Annotated in this window: 5 protein-coding genes; all 5 read right to left on the bottom strand. The window is 71.2% G+C overall.

Annotated features, from left to right (window positions below):
* Positions 1–9: 9 nt before the first annotated feature.
* Genes ftsW through QH290_RS02415 form a run of 5 tightly spaced genes read right to left on the bottom strand, consistent with a single transcriptional unit; the run spans position 10 to position 6914 of the window.
* Positions 10–1314 (bottom strand): putative lipid II flippase FtsW, encoded by a 1305-nt coding sequence (ftsW, locus tag QH290_RS02435; protein ID WP_280381842.1) that lies wholly within the window; start codon positions 1312–1314, stop codon positions 10–12.
* Positions 1311–2759 (bottom strand): UDP-N-acetylmuramoyl-L-alanine--D-glutamate ligase, encoded by a 1449-nt coding sequence (murD, locus tag QH290_RS02430; RefSeq protein ID WP_280267824.1) that lies wholly within the window; start codon positions 2757–2759, stop codon positions 1311–1313. The genes ftsW and murD overlap by 4 nt, the downstream gene beginning before the upstream one ends.
* Before the next feature lie 47 nt (positions 2760–2806).
* On the bottom strand, positions 2807–3883 hold the full coding sequence (mraY, locus tag QH290_RS02425) for a phospho-N-acetylmuramoyl-pentapeptide-transferase (RefSeq protein WP_280267821.1): 1077 nt from the start codon (positions 3881–3883) through the stop codon (positions 2807–2809).
* Positions 3880–5388, bottom strand: a complete 1509-nt coding sequence (locus QH290_RS02420) for a UDP-N-acetylmuramoyl-tripeptide--D-alanyl-D-alanine ligase (protein ID WP_280381841.1) — start codon at positions 5386–5388, stop codon at positions 3880–3882. Before QH290_RS02420 ends, mraY begins: the two co-directional genes overlap by 4 nt.
* A complete protein-coding gene (locus QH290_RS02415; protein WP_280381843.1) occupies positions 5385–6914 on the bottom strand; it encodes a UDP-N-acetylmuramoyl-L-alanyl-D-glutamate--2,6-diaminopimelate ligase in 1530 nt (509 codons plus the stop codon). Before QH290_RS02415 ends, QH290_RS02420 begins: the two co-directional genes overlap by 4 nt.
* Between the last annotated feature and the right edge of the window lie 104 nt (positions 6915–7018).

Raw genomic sequence — 7018 nt, 5'->3', positions numbered from 1 at the left:
CGTACTTTGTTATCCCACTAATACTCCCCCGGGGCGACGGCCACCGGGACCCGCCGGGCGGTGAGCGGGGCGGCCGGACTGGCCGCGGGCCGCCGAATACATCTCCGGCTTGGGCAGGCGCAGCAGCCTGCTCATCCGGCCGTCCTGGCCGTTGTGCAGGGCCGAGACCGCCTCCGGTTCGTGCCGCGCCGCGTTGGCGATGATGCCGAACATCAGCAGCGTGATCGCCAGCGACGAACCACCGGCCGACACCAGGGGCAGCTGCAGGCCGGTCACCGGCAGCAGGCCCACCACATAGCCGATGTTGATCACCGCCTGCATGGTGATCCAGAACGTCGCCGTCGCCGACAGCAGCCGCAGGAACGGATCCACCGACCGGCTCGCGATGCGCAGCCCGGTGTAGGCGAACAGCGCCAGCAGGCCGAGAACCAGTGCGCAGCCGAGGAATCCGAGCTCCTCGCCGATGATGGCGAAGATGAAGTCGTTGTGCGCGTTGGGCAGATAGCTCCACTTGGCCCGGCTCTGCCCCAGCCCGCGGCCCCAGATACCGCCGTCGGCCAGCGAGAACAGCGCCTGCCGCGCCTGATAGCCGATGCCCTGCGGATCGTCGCCCGGGTTGAAGAACGCGCGCATGCGGTCGGACCGATAGCCCGCCGACAGCGCCAGCACGCCCGCGGCGACCATGCCCGACACCGCGATGGTCACGAACAGCCGCACCGGCAGCCCGCCGAACCACAGCAGCGCCGCCAGGATCAGGCCCAGCGCGATGGTGGTCGACAGGTTGGGCTGCAGCACCACCAGCAGGCACGCCAGCAGACCGGCGGGCACCAGCGGCACCATGATGTCCTTGTAGCTCGCCTGATCCGAGCGCCGCGCGGCCAGCAGGTGCGCACCCCAGATGATCAGCGTCACCTTCACGATCTCGGACGGCTGCACCGACAGCGGGCCCAGCATGAACCAGCGCCGCGAACCCTGCACCTCCGAGCCGATGCCGGGAATCAGCACCAGCAACAGCAGCACGACCGAGCCCGCGAACAGCGGGAACGACAGCTGCCGGATCCGGCGCAGCGGCATCCGCAGCGCCAGATAGAACAGCACCGCGCCGATCACCGCGAACAGCGCCTGCTGAATGAACAGCTTGTAGGCAGAGCCACCGTCGGCGTACGACTCGACGCTGGACGCCGACAGCACCATCACCAGCCCGAGCGTGGTGAGCAGGGCGGCGATGGTGACCACCAGGTGGAAGTCGGCCAGCGGGCGCGCCAGCCAGGCACCGAACCAGGTCCCTGCGGGCTTGCGCGCCGGTTTGTTCACTGTGGGCTCCCGATATCTCCCTCGTCGAGCGCCTGCACCGCCGCGACGAAACTGCGTCCCCGGTGGGTGTAGTCGGCGAACATGTCCAGCGAGGCCGCGGCGGGCGCCAGCAGCACCGTGTCACCGCGTCGGGCGTACCCGGCGGCGATGCGCACCGCCCTGGCCATCACCGCGTCCGCGCCATCCATCTCGGACGTGAGTTCCGCACCCATCACAGCATCGTCACCCGAACCGAGCTCCACCACGGGGACATCGGGCGCGTGTCGCGCGAGCGCCGCGGCGACGACCGGGGCGTCCTGGCCGAACAGCACCGCGCCGACCAACCGGTCGGCGACCTCCTCGACCAGATCCTCCACGTGCGCGCCCTTGAGCTGACCACCCGCGAGCCACACCACCTGGGAGTGCGCCAGGATCGACGAGCGCGCGGCATGCGGGTTGGTGGCCTTGGAATCGTCGACGAAGGCGACCCCCGCCAGCTCCCGGACCAGCGCCGCGCGGTGCGGGCCGACCTTGTGCTCCTGCAGCCCCTCCTTGACGAATTGCGGTGCCACGTCGATGGATCGGGTCAGCGCGGCCGCGGCCAGCGCATCGGCCACCCCGGCCGGACCGGGCGGGCTGATATCGACGGTCTCGGCGAGGATCGCGGCCTTGGTGAAGGCGCGGTCGAGCAGCTTGCCGTCGACCACGCCGAGCTCGCCGTCGGCGGGCACTCCCACCCGGAAGCCGACGGTGCGGCGCGCCTTGGACTTTCGCGCCAGCGCGGCGGCCACCGGATCGTCCAGGCCGACCACCCCGACCCGGCCCGTCAGCGCGCGCGCCTTCGCCGCCGCGTAGGCGTCGAGGCCGCCGTGCCAGTCCAGGTGATCCTCGGCGACATTGAGCACGACCCCGGCCTCCGGGCGCACCGACGGCGCCCAGTGCAGCTGGAACGACGACAGCTCCACGGCCAGCACCTGCGGACCGGGATTGCGCCGCAACGCATCCAGGATCGGCAGCCCGATATTGCCGCAGGCGACGCTGGCGATACCGGCCGCGCGCAGAATGGCATGGGTCATCTGGGTGGTGGTGGTCTTGCCGTTGGTTCCCGTCACCACCAGCCACTTGCGCGCCGGGCCGTACAGCCGGGCCTGGTCCACCCACCACGCGAATTCGACGTCGCCCCAGACCGGGATGCCCTCGGTGACCGCGGAGACCAGCACCGGCGAATCCGGGCGCCACCCCGGGCTGGTGATCACCAGCGCGAACCGGTCCAGGGCGGCGGGGGCGAGCAGTTCGTCACCGGTCGCGGTGGTCAGGCCCAGCTCGGCCGCCTCGGCCATCGCCTTCTCGCCCGCGTCGGTGACCACCGGGCGGGCGCCGATATCGCGCAGCGGCTCGATCAGCGAGCGGCCCGACACGCCCCAGCCCGCGACGAGAACGTCGCGGCCGCGCAGGAATTCGAGCATGGGCCCCGGCGATCGCAGGGCCCGCGGAGTGTGTTCGACCATCGCTGCTACCCGACCTGAGAGAGGTATTCGCTGTAGAACAAGCCCAGTCCGACCGCCGACGCTATGGCCGCGAGTAACCAGAACCGTATGATCACCGTCGTTTCGGCCCATTTACTGAGCTCGAAGTGATGGTGGAACGGCGCCATCTTGAACAGCCGGTTGCGCGTGGTCCGGAACACCGCCACCTGCAGGATCACCGACGCCGCCTCGGCCACGAACAGCGCGCCGATCACGATCATCAGCAGTTCGGTGCGGGTCAGGATGGACAGGCCCGCGAGCAGGCCGCCGAGCGCGAGCGAACCGGTATCGCCCATGAAGATCTTCGCCGGTGCCGCGTTCCACCACAGGAATCCGATGCACGCGGCCGCGCCCGCCGCGCAGATCAGCGCCAGATCCAGCGGATCGCGGACGTTGTAGCAGCCCGCCTCGGCATGTACGGCGCAGGAGTTGCGGTACTGCCAGAAGGTGATGATCACGTAGGCGCCCAGCACCAGGCTCATGGATCCGGCGGCGAGCCCGTCGAGGCCGTCGGTCAGGTTCACCGCATTCGACCAGGCGACCACGACCAGGCAGACGAACGCCAGGAAGATGATCACCCCCATGGACACGGTGGTGATATCGCGGACGTAGGACAGGTGGCGGCTGGCCGGGGTCTGCTTGTTCGCGCCCGGGAACTGCAGCGCCAGCACGCCGAAAACGACTGCGGCCGTGAGCTGCCCGAGATACTTGCCCGCCGCCGTGAGGCCCAGGTTGCGCTTGTTGCGCAGCTTGATGAAGTCGTCGATGAAGCCGACCGCGCCCAGCGCCGTCGTCAGCGCCAGCACCAGCAGGCCCGACACCGTCGGCCCCTCGGCCTTGTACCCGATGCCGATCAGATGCGAGCCCCAGTAGCCCGCCCACAGACCGGCCAGGATCGCCACGCCGCCCATCGTCGGGGTGCCGCGCTTGGCCTGGTGGCTCTCCGGGCCGTCGATGCGGATCTCCTGGCCGAAGCCGCGCTTGGCGAACATCCGGATCAGCAACGGCGTCAGCAGGATCGACACCGCCAGGGCGATGGCCGCCGCGAAAAGAATCTGTCTCATACCGCCGCCTCCGTGAGGTGGTCCGCGACCGCCCACAGTCCGACGGAATTCGACGCCTTCACCAACACCACATCACCCGCCGCGATCTCGTTGTCCAGCACCGCGATCGCGGCGTCGATATCGGGCACGAGAACCGATTCCTCGCCCCACGAGCCTTCCATGACCGCCCCCTGGTGCAGTGCGTGCGCCGGGCGGCCGTCGCCGACGACGATGAGCCGGTCCACGTCCAGGCGCACCGCCAGCCTGCCGATGCGGTCGTGTTCGATCACCGAATCCTCACCCAGCTCGGCCATTTCGCCGAGCACCGCCCAGGATCGGCGCTCACCGGTCCTCGCCATGCTCACCAGCGCCTTGAGCGCTGCGCGCATGGAATCCGGGTTCGCGTTGTAGGAGTCGTTGACCACCGTGACGCCGTCGGCGCGGGTGCGCACGTCCATGCGATGCGCCGACGCGATCCGCGCATCCGACAGCGCCCGCACCACCGTGTCGAGATCGGCGCCGCACTCCAGCGCCACCGCCGCCGCGGCCAGCGCATTGCCCACCTGGTGCTCGCCGTGCACCGCCAGCCGCAGCTCGACCGCGGTGCCCCCGTCGGGCCGCGGGGTGCCGCCCTTCGACACGGAGCCCTTGGCGTGCAACGTGAATCGGGACCGCGCGTCGGCGTCGAGTACCACGTCGGTAGCACGCACGTCCGCGCCGGAGGACTGCCCCACCGTCACCACGCGCGCGCGGGTGCGGCTCGCCATCGCGGCCACGTTCGGGTCGTCGGCGTTGAGCACCGCGACGCCGGACGGCGGAAGTGCTTCCACCAGTTCGCCTTTGGCCTGGGCTATGGCCTCTCGGCTGCCGAACTCGCCCAGGTGCGCGGTGCCGACGTTCAGCACCACCCCGATACCGGGCGGCGCGATCTCGGTGAGCGCCTTGATATGTCCCGGCCCGCGCGCCGACAGCTCCAGCACCAGGAACCGGGTGTCGGAGTTCGCGCGCAACGCCGTCCACGGATGGCCGATCTCGTTGTTGAACGATCCGGGCGGGGCCACCACCGGGCCCAGCGGGGCCAGCACGCTCGCCAGCAGATCCTTGGTCGAGGTCTTGCCAGAGGATCCGGTGACGCCGACGACGGTCAGGCCACCGGCCGCGACCAGCCGGTCGACATTCACGCGGGCCAGCGCCGCCAGCGCCGTCAGCACGGCCGCACCGGAACCGTCGCGGTCGTGGGCCAGGGCCATCGCCCGGCTCGGCGTCACCGGCTGCGGCTCCACCACGATCGCGGGCACACCTACCGGCCGCGCCGCCAGCACCGCCACCGCTCCGGCCGCCACCGCGGCGGCCGCGAAATCGTGCCCGTCGGCGTGCTCGCCGGGCAGTGCCAGGAACAGGTCACCGGAATCGACTCGGCGCGAATCGAATTCGACCGCACCGGTCACGGTCACCGCGGGATCCGGAACATCGTGCAGCGTGCCGCCGACGATATCCGCGATCTCCCGCAGGGTCAGCTCGATCATGAAACCGTCAAATCCTTCGCTTTCCGAGAGAGGGCCTCCGCCAGCACCTCGCGGTCATCGAACGGATACTTCACACCCGCAATCTCCTGCCCGGTCTCGTGCCCCTTCCCCGCCACCAGCACGACATCGCCCGGCCGTGCCCACTCCACGGCCGCCGCGACGGCCGCCGCCCGATCACCGATCTCGGTGACCTCGCCGCGCTCGGCCTCCGCGATCCCCAGCGCGCCGCCGCGGATCGCCTCGCGGATGACCGCGGGATCCTCGCTGCGCGGATTGTCGTCGGTGATGATCAGCAGATCGGACCCGCGGGCCGCGGTCGCGCCCATCAGCGGCCGCTTCCCCGCGTCCCGGTCCCCGCCCGCACCGACCACCACGGCCAGGCGGCCGCCGGAACCGCGCACGTACTCGCGCAGCGTCGCGATCACCGATTCGATCGCGGCGGGCTTGTGCGCGTAATCCACCACGGCCAGGAAGTCCTGTCCCCGGTCCACGCGCTGCATCCGGCCCGGCACATCCACCCGGGCCAGGGCCGCGGCGGCGGTGGCCGCGTCGACACCGGCCGCCGCGCACACCGCGACCGCCAGCAGGCCGTTGGCGATGTTGTAGCGGCCCGGAAGACGCAGCCGCACCTGGGTTTCGGTCCCCGGCCCGGCGGCGGTGAAGGTCTGCTCGCCGCCGTCGGCGGACGGACCGAGCGCGGTCCAGTCCGGCTCGTCCTCCCCCGTCGGGCTGGACGTGGTCGCCACCGTGGTCACCGAGGTGCGGCCACCGATCTCGCGCACCAGCCGCTTGCCCCAGGCGTCGTCGACGACGATCACGCAGGTCTGCGCGGCGACGGGCGATTCGGGTTCGAACAGCCGGCGCTTGGCGGCGAAGTAGTCCTCGAAGTCGGCGTGGAAGTCCAGGTGGTCCTGCGACAGATTGGTGAACGCGCCCACCGCGAACCGCACGCCGTCCACGCGGCCCAGGGCCAGCGCATGACTGGACACCTCCATGACCACCGCCTGCACGCCCTGCTCGACCATCAGCGCGAACATCGCATGCAGCTGCGGCGCCTCGGGCGTGGTCAGCGCGCTGGGCACCCGCCGCCCGCCGATGCGGGTCTCGATGGTGCCGATCAGCGCGGTCTGCCGACCGGCGGCGGCCAGCCCGGCCTCGATCAGATACGACGTGGTGGTCTTGCCGGAGGTGCCGGTGATCCCGATGACCTGCAGCCGCTGCGACGGATTGCCGTAGATCGCCGCCGACAGCTCCCCCAGCACCGCGCGCGGATCGTCGCGGACCAGCACGGGCACGCTCACCGCGCCGATCAGCTCGGCCCCGGCGGAATCGGTGAGCACCGCGACCGCGCCCCGCTCGATGGCGTCGGCGGCGAAGCGGGCGCCGTGCGCCCGGGACCCGGGGAGCCCGGCGGACAGATAGCCGGGTTGCACAGCGTTCGACCGCTGTTCGATACCGGTGACCACGACATCGTCGAGGTCGTCGCGGCTCGGGGGCGCGCCCCCGCGCGAGCCCCCCCATAGCACCGCGGGGGGCCGCGGCGCCCCCCGGCGCCGCCCCGGCCGGGGGGGCCCGCCGCCGGTGCGCGGCGGCACCTGATAGCCCGCAACCGGTTGCCCGACGGGAGCGC

Source organism: Nocardia wallacei, assembly GCF_029869545.1.
GTDB classification, from domain to species: Bacteria; Actinomycetota; Actinomycetes; order Mycobacteriales; family Mycobacteriaceae; genus Nocardia; species Nocardia wallacei_A.
The sequence above is the reverse complement of the archived record's forward strand: the minus strand, read 5'-3'. Positions and strand labels throughout refer to the sequence as shown.